At 39.9% G+C, this 19,691-nt stretch carries 15 protein-coding genes; 13 read left to right on the top strand and 2 right to left on the bottom strand.

Annotated features, from left to right (window positions below; genetic code table 11):
• Positions 1–4 precede the first annotated feature (4 nt).
• Positions 5–853 carry a 3-hydroxyacyl-CoA dehydrogenase NAD-binding domain-containing protein gene (locus R3E32_12920; protein ID MEZ4885628.1) on the top strand — a complete coding sequence of 283 codons (849 nt, stop codon included), beginning with the start codon at positions 5–7 and terminating at the stop codon, positions 851–853.
• Positions 747–2,447, top strand: a complete 1,701-nt coding sequence (locus tag R3E32_12915; protein MEZ4885627.1) for an ATP-binding protein — start codon at positions 747–749, stop codon at positions 2,445–2,447. The genes R3E32_12920 and R3E32_12915 overlap by 107 nt, the downstream gene beginning before the upstream one ends.
• Before the next feature lie 102 nt (positions 2,448–2,549).
• On the opposite strand, the gene R3E32_12910 is transcribed toward R3E32_12915, so the two are convergent.
• On the bottom strand, positions 2,550–3,599 hold the full coding sequence (locus tag R3E32_12910) for a glutamine synthetase beta-grasp domain-containing protein (protein ID MEZ4885626.1): 1,050 nt from the start codon (positions 3,597–3,599) through the stop codon (positions 2,550–2,552).
• Between the two features lie 277 nt (positions 3,600–3,876).
• On the opposite strand from R3E32_12910, the gene R3E32_12905 reads away from it, so the two are divergent.
• Positions 3,877–6,066 carry a glutamine synthetase III gene (locus tag R3E32_12905; GenBank protein MEZ4885625.1) on the top strand — a complete coding sequence of 730 codons (2,190 nt, stop codon included), beginning with the start codon at positions 3,877–3,879 and terminating at the stop codon, positions 6,064–6,066.
• Positions 6,067–6,332: 266 nt separating this feature from the next.
• On the opposite strand, the gene R3E32_12900 is transcribed toward R3E32_12905, so the two are convergent.
• Positions 6,333–7,574: a hypothetical protein gene (locus R3E32_12900; protein MEZ4885624.1), complete on the bottom strand. Its 1,242-nt coding sequence runs from the start codon at positions 7,572–7,574 to the stop codon at positions 6,333–6,335.
• A gap of 138 nt (positions 7,575–7,712) precedes the next feature.
• Between R3E32_12900 and R3E32_12895 the strand changes: the two genes are divergently transcribed.
• The 10 genes from R3E32_12895 to R3E32_12850 all read left to right on the top strand — a co-directional run bounded on the left by R3E32_12895 (position 7,713) and on the right by R3E32_12850 (position 19,555).
• Entirely contained in the window at positions 7,713–8,615 is a 903-nt protein-coding gene (locus R3E32_12895) for an ion transporter (protein MEZ4885623.1), read from the top strand.
• Between the two features lie 128 nt (positions 8,616–8,743).
• Positions 8,744–9,484, top strand: a complete 741-nt coding sequence (locus R3E32_12890) for a hypothetical protein (protein ID MEZ4885622.1) — start codon at positions 8,744–8,746, stop codon at positions 9,482–9,484.
• A 43-nt stretch (positions 9,485–9,527) separates the two neighbouring features.
• Positions 9,528–11,594 (top strand): CorA family divalent cation transporter, encoded by a 2,067-nt coding sequence (locus tag R3E32_12885; GenBank protein ID MEZ4885621.1) that lies wholly within the window; start codon positions 9,528–9,530, stop codon positions 11,592–11,594.
• An 18-nt stretch (positions 11,595–11,612) separates the two neighbouring features.
• Positions 11,613–12,902 carry a hypothetical protein gene (locus tag R3E32_12880; protein MEZ4885620.1) on the top strand — a complete coding sequence of 430 codons (1,290 nt, stop codon included), beginning with the start codon at positions 11,613–11,615 and terminating at the stop codon, positions 12,900–12,902.
• Positions 12,903–12,904: 2 nt separating this feature from the next.
• A complete protein-coding gene (locus R3E32_12875) occupies positions 12,905–14,827 on the top strand; it encodes a type III-B CRISPR-associated protein Cas10/Cmr2 (GenBank protein MEZ4885619.1) in 1,923 nt (640 codons plus the stop codon).
• Positions 14,820–15,998, top strand: coding sequence for a type III-B CRISPR module-associated Cmr3 family protein (locus R3E32_12870; protein ID MEZ4885618.1), 1,179 nt, complete (start codon positions 14,820–14,822; stop codon positions 15,996–15,998). Before R3E32_12875 ends, R3E32_12870 begins: the two co-directional genes overlap by 8 nt.
• Positions 15,999–16,187: 189 nt before the next feature.
• Positions 16,188–17,036 carry a type III-B CRISPR module RAMP protein Cmr4 gene (cmr4, locus tag R3E32_12865; GenBank protein ID MEZ4885617.1) on the top strand — a complete coding sequence of 283 codons (849 nt, stop codon included), beginning with the start codon at positions 16,188–16,190 and terminating at the stop codon, positions 17,034–17,036.
• 207 nt (positions 17,037–17,243) lie between these two features.
• Positions 17,244–17,639, top strand: coding sequence for a type III-B CRISPR module-associated protein Cmr5 (locus R3E32_12860; GenBank protein MEZ4885616.1), 396 nt, complete (start codon positions 17,244–17,246; stop codon positions 17,637–17,639).
• A 307-nt stretch (positions 17,640–17,946) separates the two neighbouring features.
• Positions 17,947–18,870 carry a type III-B CRISPR module RAMP protein Cmr6 gene (gene cmr6 / locus R3E32_12855; protein ID MEZ4885615.1) on the top strand — a complete coding sequence of 308 codons (924 nt, stop codon included), beginning with the start codon at positions 17,947–17,949 and terminating at the stop codon, positions 18,868–18,870.
• Complete coding sequence (locus R3E32_12850; protein ID MEZ4885614.1) at positions 18,854–19,555, top strand: CRISPR-associated endonuclease Cas6; 702 nt, start codon at positions 18,854–18,856, stop codon at positions 19,553–19,555. Before cmr6 ends, R3E32_12850 begins: the two co-directional genes overlap by 17 nt.
• Positions 19,556–19,691: the final 136 nt, after the last annotated feature.

Genomic DNA, 19,691 nt, shown 5'->3' with positions numbered 1-19,691 from the left:
ATCTGTGATAGATACGATTCAAAAAATAGCCATCATTGGCGCAGGCACGATGGGAGCAGGTATTGCACAATTGGCTGCAATGGCAGGATATAAGACTATTTTGTTTGACATCAACGAAGATGCCTTGGTGAAAGGAATACAAACGATTGCCAAAAACATGGACGGTGCCATCAAAAGGGGGAAAATGAGCATTGAAGCAAAGGAAGCAACGCTGCAAAACCTCCACACAAGCACCAATTTTCAAGACTTGAAAGCCGATTTTATCCTTGAAGCCATAGTCGAAAAATTGGAGGTCAAGGTCAAGGTTTTCCAAGATTTGGCAGCCATCAATTCACCCCAAACCATTTTTGCAAGCAATACTTCTTCGATTCCTATTACCCGCATTGCCGCTCAAATTCCACATCCTGAGCGAGTTGTTGGAATGCACTTTTTCAATCCTCCCCACATCATGAAGCTCGTTGAAGTGATTTTAGGTGCAGCAACCCAGCCCGACATTGCAGAAACGGTCAAGGCTTTGGCGGAGAAAATGGGTAAAAAGGCGGTAATCGCCAAAGATGCGCCAGGATTTATTGTCAATCGAGTTGCCCGTTCTTTTTACCTCGAAAGTCTCAAAATTTTGGAGGAACAAGTGGCTGACATCGAAACGATTGACGCACTGTTAGAGTCGTCTGGTTTTCGGATGGGACCTTTTAAGTTGATGGATTTGATTGGAATAGACGTGAATCATGCCGTTTCAGAATCCATGTATGCGTCTTTTTACAACGAACCCCGTTTTCGTCCGAGTCGAATCCAACGGCAGAAAGTGGAGGCGGGGCATCATGGCAAGAAGTCGGGAAAGGGGTTCTACGATTGATGGTGGACGATTGACGAGTGGGCAGAATTATGAGATTTTTCCACGGATAAGGTTGGTATCTTTGGAAAAATCGCACCTTTTAACCCTACATTTTTCCACAGATATTGTATTTATCTTTGGAAAAATCGTATCTTCATTTCCATTAAAAATCCCCAATATGGAAAACTTGTTTATTGGAAGAAAAGAGGAAACAGCTATTTTAGTTGAAGCACTTCAATCTTATGAATCTGAATTGGTAGCAGTTATTGGGCGAAGGCGTGTTGGTAAAACCTATTTGATTGACTCTGTTTACAAAAAAAATATTGCTTTTGAAGTAACAGGCATACAAAATGCCTCGAAAAAAGACCAATTGGAGAATTTTATGCTTCAATTGGCAGCAGCCTATGGAAATGTCCCACCTTTGAAAACTCCTACAAGTTGGCTGCAAGCATTTGCGTTGTTGATTGCCTATTTGAAACAAGTGAAGACAACGGAGAAAAAAGTGGTTTTCTTAGATGAACTTCCGTGGTTGGCGACACATAAATCGGGCTTTCTAAATGGCTTGAGTTATTTCTGGAACAGCTGGGCAGTCAAACAGTCTATTGTAGTAGTTATTTGTGGTTCGGCTGCTTCATGGATGATACAAAAAGTGGTAAATGATAAAGGAGGTTTACACAACCGAATTACCAAACAAATTCACTTGTATCCCTTTACCTTATTGGAAACAGAAGAGTATTTGAAGGCAAGAAAAATTCAACTTGATAGGTATCAAATTGCTCAAATATATATGGCATTGGGTGGGATTCCCCACTATCTAAAAGAAGTCAAGAATGGAAAGAGTGCAGCTCAAAACATCAATCAAATTTGTTTTGTCAAGAATGCTCGGTTGAAGCATGAATTTTTGAGGCTTTACCCCGCTTTGTTTGCCAATGCGGAAAAGCATATCGCTGTGATACGGGCTTTGGCAACCAAATGGCAGGGTTTGAACCGCAAGGAAATCAGTCAATTATCAGGTATTGCAGAAGGAGGAAATTTGTCAAGAGTGTTAGATGAACTAAATCATTCGGGTTTTATTTCGTCTTACCGTCCTTTTGGTAAAAAGAAAAAACAGAAGTCCTACCGATTGACAGATGAATATTCTTTGTTTTATTTGAAATTTATTGAAGGTCAAGAATATGAAGGGCAGCATATTTGGCATCACCTGAGCCAGACGCAGTTGTATAAAATTTGGAGTGGGTATGCTTTTGAAAATGTGTGTCTTAAACATATTCCACAAATCAAAAAATCCTTAGATATTGCAGGCATATACTCCCTTTCTTCATCTTTTCATTACAAAGGAACGGCGGAAGAGAAAGGCACTCAAATAGATTTACTGATTGATAGAAAAGACGAGGTAATCAATCTCATCGAAATCAAATTCTACAATGAGCCTTATGCTATCAGCAAAACGTATGCGGAAAATCTAAGAAACAAACGCCGTATTTTTAAATCTGTTACTAAAACCCACAAGCAACTGTCTATCGTAATGCTCACAACTTTTGGCTTGACTATCAATGAATACAGCATGGAATTGATTGGTCAAGAGTTGAGGTTGGACGATTTGTTTAGGATTTAGAAACCTACCAATACGAATAAAAAAAGGCTGCAAAACATCAAAAGTTAATTACCTTCAATATCTTGCAGCCCATACTATTTTTTAATTAATGCCTAACCAAACTCAAGCAGTTGCTTCTTCCAATACGCCATTTGTTGCGAAAGCACTGTAATCTACGGACTTCAATGTTTCGATGATACGACCGCTTACTTTATAAGGATCAGCGTTTGATGCAGGGCGGCGATCTTCCAAATAACCTTTCCAGTCATTGGCTGGCAATCCCATAGGAATACGGATAGATGCCCCCCTATCACTCACACCGTAGCTAAATTGGTGAATGCTTTGTGTTTCGTGTTTACCGGTTAACCGTTGTTCGTTGCTCGATCCATATACTGCAATGTGTTCTTTGATGACAGGACGGAACGCTTCACAAACTGCTTCAATCATTGCCTTTCCACCTACTGAACGAATGGCTTCATTAGAGAAATTGCAGTGCATACCTGAACCATTCCAATCACCTTTCACAGGTTTTGGATGCAATTCTACGGTCAAACCGTATTCTTCCGAAATTCTATACAGCAAGTACCGAGCGCAAATCACATCATCAGATGCTTTCTTGGCTCCTTTGCCAAAACATTGAAATTCCCATTGCCCCAACAATACCTCAGCATTGATACCTGTGATGCCCAAGCCTGCTTCCAAACAAGCATCCAAATGTTCTTCAACCATCTGACGAGCAGCCACATTGCCATTACCTACGGCACAATAGTAGGGACCTTGTGGGCCAGGATAACCATCTTCTGGAAATCCAACAGGTTTGTTGCCATCCAACAAGACATATTCTTGCTCAAAACCAAACCAGTACTCATCCTCGTCACTCAATGCTGCACGAGCGTTAGAAGGGTGAACAGTGCCATCTGGATTATAAACTTCTGCAATCACCAAATAGGCATTTTTGCGCTGTGGATCTGGATAAACTGCCACAGGTTTTAACAAACAGTCAGAAAAATGTCCTTCTGCTTGTAGTGTAGAACTACCATCAAAACCCCATTCGGGTAGTACATCTACTGAACCATCGTATGAATCAAGGTTCAAAATTTTTGTTTTACTTCTAAGATTTGCTTCTGGCTCGTAACCATCTTGCCAAATGTACTCAAACTTGAAAGCTGTCATGAATTTATTATTATGTTGAAATAAAATTTTTCATTTTTTTTGCCAATAAATCAATAAAAACGTGTTTTGTTGATTTAATTTATCGCAAAATTAAGATAATTTTTGTTTTTCATCAAAAAAATACGCAAATTTTTCTGAAAAATATTTTCTAAAGACTTTTCCTATAGATGGCGAACGACTACAAAGCGATTTTTTATTTTTCATCGTCTTTTTAATTTTCATTCCTATGGATGGTTTACCTTTGTACTTATATTCTACAAACAAACAATATTCTGAAATGCGATTTGAAGCCGTAAAACAAGCATTTAACCGACCTGCAATGAAGGTCGCTTTGCCTTCCGAAAAAATTTCTGATTATTTTGCTAGCAATGTATTCACCATTGAAGTAATGCGAAAGTACTTATCCGCAGCTACTTTTGACCATATTTTAGAATCAGTCGAAGAAGGAGGAAAAATAAGCAGAGAAATTGCAGACCAAGTAGCATTGGCGATGAAAACATGGGCAATCGAGAAGGGATCTACTTCTTATTGTCATTGGTTTCAGCCACTTACAGGCAATACTGCTGAAAAACACGATGCTTTTTTCTCTCCAATTGAAGCCCACCGAGGTATTGAAACCTTTAGCGGCAAGGAATTGGTACAGCAAGGACCTGATGGGGCAAATTTCCCTTCTGGTGGTTTGCGGGCTACTTTTGAAGCAAGAGGATACACCGCTTGGGATCCTTCCTCTCCTGCTTTTATTATGACCGTTGGGAGTGGTAAAACCTTGTGTATTCCAACGATTTTTGTGTCATATACAGGTGAATCATTGGACTACAAAGCTCCTTTATTGAAATCTTTAGCATTTTTGGAGCAAGCAGCGATAGATGTCTGTCATTTATTCAATAAAAGTGTGAAAAAGGTCAGTACTTTTTTGGGTTGGGAGCAGGAGTATTTTTTAGTCGACTCAGATCTTTACAATGCTCGTCCCGATTTGATGGCTACTGGTCGAACACTTTTGGGGCGACGTTCACCGAGAGACAAGGAGCGAAGCAATCATTATTTTGGCGCAATTGCAGATAGAGTATATGCTTACATGATTGATTTTGAAGCTGAGGCGTATAAGGTAGGGATTCCGATTAATACCCGACACAATGAAGCTGCTCCTTCACAGTTTGAGTGTGCCACTAGTTTCACCCACGCCAATGTGGCAGTAGATCACAATCAGCTTTTGATGGATATCATGGCAAGGGTTGCTCGGCGGCATCATTTGCAGGTTTTATTTCATGAAAAACCTTATGAAGATATGAATGGATCGGGTAAACACCTCAACTGGTCTTTGCATACAGATACGGGTTTGAATCTTTTTTCTCCTGCAAAAACGCCCAAAACCAATCTGCAATTTTTAACATTTTTCATCAATGTCATCAAAGTGGTCAATGACTATCCCGACTTGTTGCGGGCTGCAATTGCTACTGCGGGTAATGAAGATCGATTGGGTTTACACGAAGCTCCTCCTGCCATTATCTCTTTGTTTATTGGTGAAACGCTTCAAAAAATATTGGATGATTTTGAAAAGAAAGTGAAAATCGGGGGCTTGGATGAATATGCCAAAGAAGATTTGAAGGTTGAGATTCACAAACAAATTCCCGACTTGTTGATTGACAATACGGATCAAAACCGTACTGCTCCTTTTGCTTATACGGGCAATAAGTTTGAACTGAGGGTGGTGGGTTCTTCTGCCAATTGCGCCCGTCCTACTACGATACTGAATACTTTGCTGGGGTATCAACTCCGAACTTTTTTGAAGGATGTGAATGGCTTGGTGCAAAAAGACAAGGAGAAAAGAGATGGGGCTATTTTACGGGTATTGCGGCGGTATGTGAGTCAATCGAAAAGAATTTTATTTGAAGGGGATACGTATAGTAAAGAATGGGAAATAGAAGCAGCTAAAAGAGGATTGTCTAATGTGAAAAAAACGCCTTATGCTTTTGATTTTTTTAAGACGGAGGATGCACAGAAAGTTCTGGTAGCCAATGGTATTTATACCCAGCGTGAATTGCAAGCACGCTATGAGGTATGGCAGGGGATTTACAAAAACAAACTGTATGTAGAATCTCGTACGATTAGTGAAATGATTCAAAATCAGGTGATTCCTGTGGCAGTGAAATACCAAAATGTATTGCTGCAAAATGTGAAGTTGGGTATGGATGTGGGTCTGCCAAAGGCACATTTTGAAGAGAGCTTGCGGGTTATTGAAGAGATTTCGAAGCACATTGCAGCATTGGCTGCTGCTCAGCAATCACTCGTCAAAAGTTATCAAGAGGCGGATGCCAAAGAGGATATTGCAGAGAGCGCAAAGGTTTATTGTGATGAGGTGAAACCTCATTTTGATACCATGCGAAAGTCTGCTGCAAAATTAGAACTCTTGGTAGCAGATGAATACTGGACGCTTCCTAAGTATCGTGAATTGCTGTTTATGAGGTAGATTTAGACGGTGGACGACTGACGATGGACGGGAGTTTGCTTCTTTCGTGCATAGTTCAATATATTTCAATTGGATTTTGGGAAAAAAAATAATTGTTTGTTTATGAATTAATTTAATTTTAAATATATTTGCAATTAAATTTGGAGATGTCAATCATTTAAAGTCCTTCGTCTTATGTCTTTCATCTTTCATCTAAAATCTAATATTTCAAATACCCTGATTATGAGGATGGTTTTTAATTTTAATTGCTATTTTAATTTTCCTGATTATAACGGATTGCTGTGATTTCGATATCCTCCTAACGAAGCCGCGATTAACAAATTCTGTAACCAGTCATGATGATAGACAAATCCGTTGAGTCTTGCCGCAGGACTGATTAAGACAGCTGATTCATCCCAAGCCTGTAAACAAGAGGGTGAAAAATTATGAAGAAGGGCAAAAGCTCTGAAATTATGAGTAGTGCTAAGTATATCTCCATGAAACATTTGGGAGTTGTTGGCATGTCTATTCATTGCCCTCATGGATCTATCTATCATGTTGGAGGTTTTGTGTGCTTTGGGAAAGTCAAAATGTGCTAACCACTTGTTTTTCTTTTTACAGAGTTTAAGAATATTATCTTTCATGGGGCAGGAAGGCACATTCTTAGCTGTCCATTCCCGAAGCCTTCTTATATGTTGTGCGAATTGTCTTTTTGAAGTAGTTCGATAAGCCTTCCACACCTTATCTGCTGCTGTATTGAAATAGTCTTGAATCTTTTTTGTAGCTCTGTCTCTAATTTTTAGAAAGGCGTGTAAGAAACATTCAATGACTTGAATATTTGGATAGAGTTTTTGCCATGCGTTCTGTGTAGCTGTCCACCCATCTGTATTTACTGTATTAGGTTGGTAGTCAGATGACACATCCTCTGCTTCTTGTTTGAATACACCATAAGCTTCTTCCAAAGAATCCGCATCTGCGCCAGAAGAAACTTCCATACCTAAAAAACAGTTTTGTCCCACAGTTGTAGCCACATAAGCTTTTTTACCTTGTATTTTTACATGGTGTTCATCTGCTAAAATATCGGAAGGTAATTTTTCTGGGTCATGGATGGTTGTGCCTACAATGCTATAATCACTAAAACAATTATAGAGGCGGTACCACCACATCGCATTGTATCCAAAAGCAAATGCCAATGCCCAGAAAGGAACACCGAACCGCTTTAAGAACAAGCCTTTAGAAGCTATATACGTCTTCGCTCTGCAATAAGGCAGAATGAAACTTGGGCGTATTTGATAATTTTGTCCCGCTACTTTTATTTTTCGCATTTGGATATTCATTTTTTTCGACGGCCGAGTTTTGCCGTTAAGCACATAACCTTTAGTCATTTGTGCAGGAAATAACTCGGGGCTTGTTGCCCATATTTCGCTAATTATTTGGCGAGCTATTTTTGGGTCGTTTAAAAATGAATCGTATTTATTTTCCAAAATCGGTAATACAATCGTACAATTTTTGTTAATTTGAGATGCCATTGAATTTGCACTTGTTTGGTTCGTACTTTAAACATAAGCTTTTTCAGTGGCTTTTTTATTATCACAGCAAAACGTTACAATCAGATTTTCATTCCTTAGCTTTACTTCTATTTCTTATTCAAACACCGTCGCACAAACATGTCCAAGATATTTCGATCAAACCATAAAAAACGAGAAGAACTGTACCACATCATCTTTGGGACAGATACTCCTGCGGGTAAGGCCTTTGATGTTGTTTTGTTGGTATTGATTGTGTTGAGTATTATTTTGGTAATGTTAGAAAGTGTGGAGGATCTGAACCAAAAGTATCATCATATTTTTGTGGTGATAGAGTGGTTTTTGACCATTATTTTTACTGTTGAATACTTGGTACGATTGTATGTTGTTCGCCGCCCGCTTCAATACATGACTAGTTTTTTTGGAATTGTGGATTTTATGGCGATTCTGCCGAGTTATTTGAGTTTGATTTTAGTAGGAGCGCATTATTTTTTGGTGGTTCGAGCGTTGCGATTGTTGCGAATATTCAGGGTGTTTAAGTTGGGGCGGTATTTGGGTGAGTCGCAAATATTGATTCGTGCCTTGCAGGCCAGTCGGGTGAAGATTACTGTTTTTTTGATTGCCGTATTGACAGCGGTAACAGTTATTGGGGCCATTATGTACTTGGTAGAAAGTAGGGCAAATAGTGGTTTTGACAGTATTCCGAGAAGCGTTTATTGGGCAATTGTGACGATTACAACAGTGGGATACGGTGATATTGCACCTGCAACTACTTTGGGACAGTTTTTGGCAGCTGTTTTGATGATTTTGGGTTATGCCATCATTGCTGTTCCAACGGGAATTGTATCGGTTGAATTGGCTCAAGCACAAGAAGATGTGAGAACGGAGTTAAAAGATGAAATTCACGAAATTACCCATACACTTGAGGAGCTAACGATTACAAAATCTACCAACCCTAAAAGCGAATTGCGGTGCGGAAATTGTGAACGTTCGGGGCATGATGTAGATGCCGAGTATTGTAAGTATTGTGGAGAGGTGCTTTGATGTTGTGAGTGTGAATATTTTATATGCTTAATAAGATTTTTTAATTTTTTTTGTTTTTCCCCAAAAAATCATTTACTTTAGCCTAAGTAATAAGCATTTTAATGTTTTATATTAAGCTACAAATTTAAGTGAAATCTCCACGAGATTGTTTGTTTTTGATAGGAGGACATGATTTAGAAATGTTGGAAATTATCCAAATTCTGGAAAGAAATGAACTTCCTTACATTGATAAAAAGCTGACGTGGGGGGCTAAATTAAGCGCATACAAAGAGCTTTTTGATTCTTCTAAAATATTGGTGGGCATAGAATTACAGGAAGATATACCCTGTCCAAATAACTACATTTCTATTGATCACCACAATGAGCGAGCCAATGAGTTGGCTTCTATTGAACAGATAGCCGAACTACTCGGCATTCAACTTTCCTATTACCAGCAGTTAGTAGCAGCCAATGACAAGGGCTATATCCCTGCAATGCGGGCATTGGGCGCAAGTGAATCAGATATTATATTTATTCGCCAGAAAGACAGGGCAGCACAAGGTGTCACCGAACAGGATGAACTTTGGGGAAAAGAAGCTGTGTCTAACCTTCAATGGCAGAAAGGTATAGCAATTGCTTATACCCAAAGTGAGCGTTTTTCACCTGTGACAGACCGTTTGGAAGTGGTGAAATTGATTGTTTACAATGACTATAGTTTGACTTATTATGGAGTGAATGTTGATAAATTGATTGCCCACTATTCCCATTTAATCAAAACGGGTAAGGCGTACAATGGTGGTGGAGATGCAGGCTTTTTTGGATTTGCCAACGGAATGTTCGACAAATCAGAATTGAAGAAGAAAATACAGGAAATAAGCGAGTTGGTATAATTCACCTTTTTTTATTGAAAATCTTAAAAACCAAATACTTAGCATGAAAAACATATCTGATAATGACGAAATTATAAATACTGAAAAACAAGAAAATACAGGTGCGAAGAAGAACAACAAACAGTCCGTTCCTCATTCTGATTGGGTAAGCTACCATATTTTTTTGTTTCCCTTCAAATGGGAACTGCTCAAATCTTCCGAAAAAGGAGATTATTTTTCGGTAAAGACGGATGTAGCTGAATTTGATGCTTTATTGAATCAAAATTGGGAACGAAAACCTTATGAGAAGTTTGCAGAAGTTGAAGACTTCAATGAGTTTCATTATTTCTATCCCTTTGTGCAAGATGTATTGTACGACTATGAGGGCAATGAGAATGTTATTCGGCATTTTCAATTCAAAAACTTAGACTTCAAAAATGATACCTTCAATATTAAGGTTCAACTAGATTGGGAAGCAAACAATCAAAAGGAAAATGAGCCAAAAACCTATACCCTTCACATCAAAGAACTCCTACTAAATGTCTATACAACGGGTATTGGCATTTTGTCTTTTCATTTGGTCAATACCGATAAGAATTCTACCAAAGAGGACATTTTGTGTATCAATCAATTTGGGAGAAGACTTTATCCGCCATTTTTGGATGCAAAGAATATTTTGGAAGGTGTTCAAAGAAGTGAATTGGCAGCAGCGATTGAAGTAAACATCAATGGGGAGACTTATTCCGATGAATTTTCAAAACACTATAGAAGTTTAGAAGCTATCAATGAGGCAAATAAGCCTCCTAAAAGCATACAACTACCTGCGTATATTTCCAATATTTTGGCACTTGACCCAGCAAAGATTCACTATAAACCTATCTTGGACGATAGGATGTTTGTGGTCGGATGGTATGGGAATGATACCATGTCAAAAGCATTAAGCGCCTATCCCAAAGATTTCTTCAACCGTACAGAACAAACCTTGCTGAGTAAATTTGGAAAGATTTATCCTATTCCTACAAAAGCATTTGGCTACATCAGTGATAAAGATGCAAGTGATTTTTGGTACAAATATGTTTTTGTGGATGGAAAAGGTAAGGGATTGAGCAATAGGTTGATGCAAGAAGATTTTTTATTGAATCAAACGTATGACAGATGGATTGAAAATTATACTTTATATGGTTTTTCTAGGTACTCTTTGATGTCCTTAACGGGAACTTTGGAGACTCTAAATCATGAACAAAATCAAGCTGCTTTTCTGGTCACACATCTGCGGACGATTTACTACAAAATTGCAGAGTTGTGTTTGGTGCAACGGGTTTCTATTTTGAATTTTTCGGATGAAGCATCACACATCTCCACACTTCCGATTGAAGACAATACAGTAGGGGCAAAAATCAAAGACCTGTACAAAAACTACCTTCAGTTTATCAATAAAATATATTTTCGAGAGATAACTGCTCAAGAACAAGGCATAGAAATGTATGCACATCTGCAAAACATTATGAATGTAGGGCGAGATGCCCAAAATTTAGATCGTGAAATAGCGGAGCTTCACAATTATGCTGATTTGATTGAAAGCCAAAAAAGGCAATCAGAACAAGAAAAACAAAACAAAGCCATCAACCGACTGACCATTTTAGGAGCAGCTTTGTTGTTGCCTACTTTTATTGCAGGCTACTATGGAATGAATATTTTTGATGGGCAAGTCATGGAATTTGACAAATTCCGTTTGTGGGTTGCGACCGCAGCTTTTATCGCAACTCCTATTTTGCTTCTCATTATTTTTGTCATGAATGGAAAAACTCCTTTTAGAGAACGGCTATCCAAAGCCAAAAACTGGTTTGAGGATGTAGAAGGGAATTTTCTATGGGCAAGAATTATCGCTTCTTTATTACTGTTTGTGATTACAATGGCATTTTTGATATACCCTCTTTTGAAGCCAATAACAGCAGACGAGAGAAATCCCGAATCAGATACGGCTAAAGTAGAAGTGGTCAAAGATGTAAATTCGGAAGAAATAAAGCTATTGAAGAACAAACTGCAATCTACTGAATCAGAAGTTGATTCTTTGAAGTCAGCTACAAAAGTATTGAAGTTCCGAGTAGATTCCCTCCAAAACAACAAATAACCAAAAAATCAACATACTATGTCAAATTTCACCAAAACGTTTAAACTCAAACAACACACGCCCCTCATTCACTTTCAACACGAACAAGTCGGGGCGGGAATTCGAGCGACAGAATTGAAACCCAAACTCGACCGCTTTTTAATAAAAGAGGTTTTCAACAATCAGTTTGACCGCTACAAACACCTATTGGTCGGCTTCAATGGTACACAATCCCAAAAGGATTTTGATGGAAAGGAGGCGTTTGATTATAAGGTGAAAATCAATTGCCAATCAAAAAAAGTAGAAGAAATCGAGAAACAATCGACAGATAAATGGGGAAATACTAAGTGGAATCAACATCCTCTATTTTTTGGCAATATGGGTGTAGAAGGAACAGAAGAACGGAAGTGTTTTGTGTGGTGTGAAGGCGTAGAAATTGAGTTTTTTAGTTTGAAAAAAGAATTATTAGAAACGTTGTCCGAACGCTTTGCTTATTTTATTGCAACGCACAATTTTGGAACTCGGCAAACGAAGGGTTTTGGAAGTTTTTATATAGACCCAAAAGACAAAGAAAATCACAAGCCTTTTTTGAATGTGCTTAGAGAAGATACGAATGCTTTTGTATTTTTTCAGAGAGATATGGAAAAACAGCAATCGGTTTATAGTGATATTGATATGATATATAAATTGATGAAAGGCGGAATTAATTTTGATTTTAAAAACTCCTCTAATTTCATCTACCACAAAGGGTTCATATTCAAATATTTTTTGAATAAAAAGATTGGTAACGAAAAACGATTGATTAAAGAAAAGCTTTTCCCTAGAGCACTCAAAGTACCTCAAAATGATAGATTAGAAAAAAAATATGTTCGAGCAGTTTTAGGAATTAACGAATCTGTTGAATTCAAGGATAAAGAAAATAACAGAAACGGTATCGTAAAATACACTCATAAAGAGGTAGAAAGATTCGCTTCTCCCATTTTTTTTAAAATAGTGGGCAAGTACGTAGTGATTATTCCCAAATCGGCAAATGCAATACTAAATATTGATTCAGATTTTAAGTTAAGTGTAGGCAATCTTTCAGAAGATATAAAAACACCTGATGCTACGGATTTTAATACAGAAGATTTCCTTTTTGAATTTGCTACCTATTTTAATGAATTAGCTTCCAAATATTTTGGAGAAGACTCCAATTATAAAGAATATACCATTGAAGATATTGATGAAAATTTGATGGATGATTACGATAGCAATAAACTTAGAGTTACTGTTATGAAACAATTTGTACATTCCCTAGAATGTAGTCTGACAAAATTCAAAAAACAATAAATATGACCAACACAAAAAAATACATAGGCATCACCATTGGGCCCATCATCCGAACCATCAGTATGGCACGCAGTACCAAAGAGTTGTGGGCAGCGAGTTATTTGTTTTCCTATATCATGCGGAGTTTGATAGAAGAAATTGGGGTAGGCGACCACGAAAGATTCATTACCCCCTATATTGGAGCGCAAGAAGCGGCTGATATTCAATCGGGTGCCTTCAATGTTCATTATGGGGCGGGGGTATTTCCCGATAGAATGGTGGTGGATGTTACAGGCACACAATATGAAAAATTTGGAGAAGTGGAGGCGATGATTGAGCGGGTAAAAGAGAAGATTATCCAAGAAATTGTTGCCCATTTCATCCTCATTGTGACTAAAAAATTATTGACGGAGAAGCGGATAAAATTGTATTTGGAGGGTTTTTCGGGTTACGAAGATTTTCTGAAGCGGCACTTCCAAATATATGCGGTTCAGGTGGAGATGGACATTGAACAAGACAGTGCGGTGGCTGCAAAGGTATTCCCGCTATTGGAGGCAATCGAAAACCAAACTTCTATTATCAGCCATGAAAAAACGGTTCGCTTTGATGAAGGTAAAAAAACGCTTCCCAATTTCTTGGAGTATTATCTAAGCAATATCCATATTGGAGCGGATAAGAAGGCAGACGAAAAAAATCCGAAGCACCAGACATTGTACCAAAAGGTTTTTGAAGAAGGAAAAGGAGCGTATGCCCACCTGCAAATTGACCCAAGTTCGACTTGGGATGAATCGAAAGAAGGTTTTCCGAGTATTCGAGACATTGCTACGATAGGACTACGAGAGCAATCTAAAAAGGAATATGAGGCTGCTTTGACGGCTGCAACGGAGGCGGAAAAGAAAGAGGAAAAGGAGGCAAAAAAGAAAAACAAAGGTCGAAAAACCAGTACAAGCGATCACCTCTATTCAGCCCTTCAAAAAACCTTCAATCAAGGCAAAACGGCTAAGGAAAAACAATTGAAACAGCACCACAAATACATTTGCATTGTTCATGCGGATGGCGATAGTGTGGGGGCAGCTATTAGAAAAATTGGAGGAGATTTGGCGAAATACCGCCTGTTTTCCAGTGCCTTGTCTGATTTTTCCAAAAGAGCGGCAGCTATTATCAATGATTTTTCGGGCAAACCGATTTATGTGGGAGGAGATGATTTGTTGTTTTTTGCACCGATTCGAGCCGAAAGAGGGAATATTTTTGAATTGGTGGAGGTTTTGGATGAATGTTTTGATGGGTTTATTCGGGATTTTATGCAGCAAAACCAAATGACCTTTGATGTCACTCCAACGCTTTCTTTTGGAGTGTCGATGACCTACCACAAGTTTCCCCTATTTGAAGCAGAGAAATTGGCGAGGGAAGTTTTGTTGAAGAAATTGGCAAAGGGTTTTGAAGGGAGAAAGGGAAAGAAAAATGCGCTGGCTTTTCGGGTGTCGAAACACAGTACGAGCTATTTTGAAGCGGTACTGTACAAGGACAAAACGAAGGAACGGCAAGATGAAGACAAGCCCAAAACGTCTTATGAGTTTTTCATGCAAATGGTAACGCAAAAACAAATTGAGATTGACCAACTGAGTTCACTCTCTTACAAATTGAGGGACAACAAAGCCTTGCTCTACGAGATTGCAGACAAACCAGAGCGTGTGGATTCTTTTTTCACGAACTTCTTCAATGAGGCGGTACACAAGGCATCGGGTGGGCAATCGTATATCGGGTGGGTGAAGGGTTTGTTGAAGGTTTTGTTTGCCGAAAATCTACCCGTCAAACCCGCTTATGTAAACGAATTGCAGTACGAAAAAGAGTGGACAGACCTTGTAGACTCTTGTATCAAAACCCTTTACGGCATTCTGCGAATGATTCATTTCTTAAACCAAAACGCAAGCAACGAAGATGAATAAACAAAGCTATTTTATACGATTGACTCCGCTGGACAAGTATTTTTTTGGTGGAGAAGTTACTTTTGGAGCAGATGGAGCGGGTAGCAATTATTTGGTACACTCCAATCGCTACCCTCAACAGACAAGCATTTTGGGGGTGTTGCGGAAGGAATTGTTAATTCAAAATGGATTGTTGGAAGACCGATTCAAAAGCCAATTATTAGAAGACCAATTCAAAGATCAGTTATTGACCGATAAACCGACTAAAGCTGACATCACCGCATTGATTGGAGAGAAGGGTTTTCGATTGGAGTCTAAATCCAGAGCGAATTTTGGGGTCATTGAAGCTATTTCTCCTGTTTTTTTACACTCCAAAGAGGGCATTTACCTGCAAATTCCTGCAGACCAAGGTTGGCATTTTTCTTTATTGAAGGGTCATTCTTTGATGAAGGAAAGCAAGGGACAGATTCCTTGTTTGAAGCAAAAAGAAGGAGATAAATGGTTGAATTTTTCGGAAAAGAAGGGATTGAAGGATTTTCTGCAATGTGTGGACAAGGAAATACAGCAAGAACCCAATAAGAAAATGTTTGTCGAAAAATCCCAAATCGGCATCAAAAAGAACCTGTCGGGCAATACGGAAAAAAATGCTTTTTACAAACAGACTTTCTACACTTTGAAGGATTCCTTTGCTTTTGGCTGCTATGTGACCTTGAGCGATGGGGAAAAACTTAAAGATGGTTTGGATACGATTGTGGAAATGGGGGCGGAACGTTCGGGTTTTCGGATGGAGGTAAAGAAGGTGACAGATACAACATTGGCGTTTGACCCAAAAGTTTTGACGGGTGAACTGAGCAATAGCAGTGCGCCTACTACTCAAAGGATTGTGCTGTTGAGTGATGCCTATATTGGTGAGAAGGATATTTTTAAACACTGTCATTTTGCGCTGACCGACACTACGCCTTTTCGGTATATCCAAACTTCGGTCGACAAGACGAGTAAATACTACAATTTACGAGATTGGGATATTGATGAGGAGGAAATTCCACAGTTGAGTGAAAAGTACAATTTGTTGAAGCGAGGGAGTGTGTTGTATGTCGACAAAAGTGAACTGCATGAGGTGGAGAAGGTATTGAAGGGTTTTGAGCAGTTTCGGCAGATTGGGTACAATCAGTATCAGGTGTTGGATGCTTGATTGAACACAGAGGAACGGAGGCACAGAGGTTGAGAGATTTTAGAGTGACATGTGTTTTTGGCAACATCTAACCCTTGCCCAATTTCGGTATGTATAGCCACAAAATTCTTCCAAAATGACAAGAGAGGAGAGTTGAGGTAGATTTTGATTTGATTAAAAAACAATTTAAAACATAAAAAACAAAACGATATGCAATTATCATCAGATTACAAAACAGATACGTATTTGATTACTGCCATTAGCAATTTGCACGCAGGCAGTGGGGACGCTGAATATGGTATCATTGACAAACGGGTGCAAAAGGATGTGGTCAGTAAATTGCCGACCATTAATTCGTCGAGTTTGAAAGGGGCTTTGCGGGAGTTGTTTGGGCATGTTTTGGGCGACAAAAACCACAAGCACATCAACGATATTTTTGGGAGTGACAAAGTAGAGGATGCGGAAGGGAATGAATCGAACAGTGCGGGGCAGTACAATTTCTTTAGTGCTTCTTTATTGGTCTTACCTGTTCGGAGTGATGTAGCACCGTTTTTTAGGGCGACTTCTCCTACTATTTTGAAGCAGTTCTTGGAAGATTTGCAGCGCTATCGGGCGACTGATTTGTATGACAAATACAAGGCGGCGGTGAAGTATCTTGCGGATTATAAGGTGGAGAAGGGCAAACCTGTTTTTTTTGAAGCACATAACGGCAAGGCGGTATTGGAGGATTTGGAGGCGAAAGAGGTACAATACACAGGGGAAGGGTATGATTTAATTCAGGAGTTGTTGGGGGATAATTTGGCTTTGTTTCACTACGATGATTTCAAGGACTTGTGTGAGGATTTACCTGTCATTGCTCGAAACAATTTGGAGAATGGAGTGAGTACCAATTTGTGGTATGAGGAGATTGTGCCGCGTGAGAGCCGCTTTTATTTCTTTTTGTACAAACCTGCTGCACATACGGCTTTTGAGGAAACTTTGGAGAAGAAGGAGGGCTATGCTCAGATTGGGGGAAATGCGAGTGTGGGCTATGGGTATTGTCAGTTGAAGAAGCTTTGAAGGGAATGAAAATTTTCAAAAGGGCGTTAGCCTTGTTCCTATTTGTAGAACAATACAGAAAATTAACCTAACAGGAGCGTAGCTTTGGCACAACTAAATGATTGGAGCCGAGGTTACGCCCCTTGAAAAAGAAGTTGAATTGTATTTCTACAAATAGAGCCGCAGCGATGCTGCTAAATTTATAAAGAAACAAAAAATCATCATACAATGAAAAAAAAATTAGAAAAACTCATTCCGCAGGCGGTGAAAGCGGTGGACGATGTTTTGGAGAAAGACGGCAGTGTGCCTAAGGCTTACAATGGCTACATTTCTTCGATGGGGGCAAGTATTATTCAAATGGGTTTGTTGCCGACTTTGGCTTTTTACAGCTATGGTTCGGACGATAACAAACGCACGAAGGAGAGCCGCCCTAAATTGTTGAAGGCGATTTTGCAGGTGATTGCGCCTACGGTGGCGGCAGAGGGCAAGGTGAAATTGTTGGATTATGCGATAGCGTGGGATGCGGATGTGAATAAGGATTTGAGGCAATTGCAGAAGCAAATCACTCTTGCGGCGATTGCGATTAAATTGGCGATTCGGACTTTTGATTTGAAGGATTTGTAGATTGATTTTCCTCAGATGGTGTAGAGTGTTTTTGCCTGTTCTTTTTTCTTGATAAAAAAGAACCAAAAAATCAAGCCTGAATTTCTTGCTTAACGCTCCAAAAGTGTCAAAATCCTAAACAAAATAAACTCGCTTCGCTCAAACAAAATTTTGTTCTTAACGGATTTTGGCACTTTTTCCACTACAAGAAATAAGGGCAGTTGAAAAGACAAAACCCTCCTACTCTAATAGAATGGAATCGCTTACCGAACCAATATTGCCAAAGATTGATAAATTTCAGTGTTTACTGACTTAAAAAAATAATAGTATGAACAAATACAATTCAAATATAGGTTGGCTGTTTTACAAGGCTTATTACAAGGGCGTTGATTTCAAGGCGGGTGATAAGGACGAAGGGAATGAACGGCACTTTCAGAAAATGAACGAAAAACTGTTTCGGCAGCAATTGCCGACGCAGTCTTTGTATCGGTATGGGAAGGATTTGCAGGTGGTGGAACTGAAAACGACTTACCCCGGTCTGTTGATTGGCAGTGGCTACAATCACGGAACGAACAAATTGGGAGAGGTGAAGATTGGTTTTTACTTTGACCATACGACGGGACTGCCTTTGATTCCTGGGTCGTCGGTGAAGGGGCTGTTGCGGTCGGCTTTTCCTGCTACTTTTTATGCGAAGGTGGAGGAACTGAGAGGGAAGCCGAACCCGAAGGCGGAGGATTTGTTGAAGGCGGCACAGTTTGAGAAGATTGGGGGTGAAAAACTGGCATATATTCAGGAATTGCTGGGTGAAAGGGGGCTGACTTTTGATAAAGAACAGGTGGTACAGTTGGAGTATGCGATTTTTGAAGGGAAGGAGGCAAGGGACAGTGAGGAGGGAAAAGCAGGCTATGCAGAGATTTCGATGGGGAATCGGGATGTGTTTCACGATGCGATTGTGGTGAAAAGTGAACATCCTGCTCGTCCTGACAAAAGGGTTCCTGCGGGCTGTTTGATGGGGGAGGATTTTGTGACTCCGCACAAAAATAGGTCGGGTGATGGGCTGCCTGATGCGCTAAAAAATCCGATTCCGATTTCGTTTATCAAGGTTTTGCCTGAGGTGCATTTTCGGTTTCAGTTTGACCTCAAAGATAGTGGGGGCTTGGACAAAGCAAGTAAATTGGCTTTGTTTGAAAACATCTTGCGGCATTTTGGCGCAGGGTCTAAAACGAATGTGGGTTATGGACAATTCGCTTAAATACATGTCGTTGGGTTTTGATGTGCCTCTGATGCACAAGGAGATAGGGCAGTTTCGGGGGGCGGTGGTGTCGCTGATTGGGAGGGAGTATGAGGAATTTCACAATCACAACAATCAGGAGGACGGCAAGGGGGGATTTTATTACCGCTACCCTGTGATTCAATATCGGGTAAGGCAGGGCAAGGCGAGCATCTATGCGGTGGGTGAAGGGCTGCACTTTCTTCAACCGCTGCTGCTGAATATGGGCAAGGAGGTGCAAATCGGGGATCGAAGGGTGAAGTTGGCGATTGATGACCTGTATGCGAATGAATGGGACTTGAGGCTGACAAAAGAACGGGAAACGTATCGGCTGAATAGGTGGTTGGCACTGAATCAAGAGAATTATCTGCGCTACAAGCGGATGGGTGGCATGGTGGAACGTGCCGAAACGCTGGAACGGGTGCTGGTGAACCACATTGTGAGTTTTGCGAAGTCGGTGGCTTGGCAGTGGGAGGATAGGCTGGAGGTGCGGCTGCGGAAGATTCATGGGGTGCGGAAGGTGGATTACCACCGTTCTCACTTGATGGCTTTTGATGTGGAGTGGGATGGGAATGTGTCGCTGCCGAGTGGTTTGGGGCTGGGCAAATCGGTTAGTCATGGGTTTGGGGTGCTGCATCGGGTGAGGGAGCAGAGAGGGAAAAAATAAGTTTGGGGTATGCCTCCCCCACCTCCTCCACACGGAGGGGAGGTATTATTTGAATTTTTGTTGATTTATTTATTTTGGTGATGGAGTGATTTTTTGTGAATTTACTCTTCCCATGCGTAGCCAACGAATTAATTCG

The sequence above is a fragment of the Chitinophagales bacterium genome, from assembly GCA_041392475.1.
Classification (GTDB): Bacteria; Bacteroidota; Bacteroidia; order Chitinophagales; family UBA2359; genus JAUHXA01.
Note: the sequence above shows the minus strand (reverse complement) of the source record. Positions and strands in the feature narration are given on the sequence as shown.

Bases quoted from the DNA above. Each gene is read 5' to 3' on its own strand.
- R3E32_12875 (MEZ4885619.1), top strand. From the start codon at position 12,905: ATGACCAACACAAAAAAATACATAGGCATCACCATTGGGCCCATCATC.
- R3E32_12895 (MEZ4885623.1), top strand. From the start codon at position 7,713: ATGTCCAAGATATTTCGATCAAACCATAAAAAACGAGAAGAACTGTAC.
- R3E32_12905 (MEZ4885625.1), top strand. From the start codon at position 3,877: ATGCGATTTGAAGCCGTAAAACAAGCATTTAACCGACCTGCAATGAAG.
- cmr4 (MEZ4885617.1), top strand. From the start codon at position 16,188: ATGCAATTATCATCAGATTACAAAACAGATACGTATTTGATTACTGCC.
- cmr6 (MEZ4885615.1), top strand. From the start codon at position 17,947: ATGAACAAATACAATTCAAATATAGGTTGGCTGTTTTACAAGGCTTAT.
- R3E32_12910 (MEZ4885626.1), bottom strand. From the start codon at position 3,599: ATGACAGCTTTCAAGTTTGAGTACATTTGGCAAGATGGTTACGAGCCA.
- R3E32_12880 (MEZ4885620.1), top strand. From the start codon at position 11,613: ATGTCAAATTTCACCAAAACGTTTAAACTCAAACAACACACGCCCCTC.
- R3E32_12900 (MEZ4885624.1), bottom strand. From the start codon at position 7,574: ATGGCATCTCAAATTAACAAAAATTGTACGATTGTATTACCGATTTTG.
- R3E32_12870 (MEZ4885618.1), top strand. From the start codon at position 14,820: ATGAATAAACAAAGCTATTTTATACGATTGACTCCGCTGGACAAGTAT.
- R3E32_12850 (MEZ4885614.1), top strand. From the start codon at position 18,854: ATGGACAATTCGCTTAAATACATGTCGTTGGGTTTTGATGTGCCTCTG.
- R3E32_12885 (MEZ4885621.1), top strand. From the start codon at position 9,528: ATGAAAAACATATCTGATAATGACGAAATTATAAATACTGAAAAACAA.
- R3E32_12860 (MEZ4885616.1), top strand. From the start codon at position 17,244: ATGAAAAAAAAATTAGAAAAACTCATTCCGCAGGCGGTGAAAGCGGTG.
- R3E32_12915 (MEZ4885627.1), top strand. From the start codon at position 747: ATGCGTCTTTTTACAACGAACCCCGTTTTCGTCCGAGTCGAATCCAAC.